The sequence below is a fragment of the Rhodoplanes roseus genome (assembly GCF_003258865.1).
Classification (GTDB): Bacteria; Pseudomonadota; Alphaproteobacteria; order Rhizobiales; family Xanthobacteraceae; genus Rhodoplanes; species Rhodoplanes roseus.
Genome location: NZ_NPEX01000672.1, coordinates 1 through 411, shown reverse-complemented (window position 1 = coordinate 411; position 411 = coordinate 1). Strand labels below are relative to the sequence as shown.

The 411-nt window shown below is 60.3% G+C and carries 1 protein-coding gene; it reads right to left on the bottom strand.

Features of this window, described 5'->3' with window-relative positions; translation table 11 throughout:
* Positions 1-411: ABC transporter permease (locus tag CH341_RS31925; protein ID WP_146604733.1), on the bottom strand; the 411-nt coding region annotated here is incomplete at both ends.

Sequence of the window (411 nt, the reverse complement as noted above, 5' to 3'; positions counted from 1 at the left end):
GCCAGAATGCCGGGCACCGACAAAGGCACGGTGATCTTCCAAAAAGCCCCGAGCGGCGTCGCACCGAGATCGTTCGCGGCCTCGATCAGCCGGTAATCCATCTTCTCCAGGGTGGCGTAGAGCGGCAGCACCATGAAGGGCAGGTAGGAATAGACGATGCCGATATAGACCGCCCAATTGGTGTTGATGATGGTGAGGGGCTGGTCGATGACGCCGAGCGACAGAAGCAGCTGGTTCAATAGCCCCTCGGGCTTCAGGATGCCGATCCAGGCATAGACGCGGATCAGAAACGACGTCCAAAACGGCAGGATGATCGCCATCAAGAGGAGCGGACGAATGCGGTCCGGCGCGCGCGCCATCGCAAGCGCCAGAGGATAGCCGATGAGGAGCGTGATCACGGTCGAAATGAGC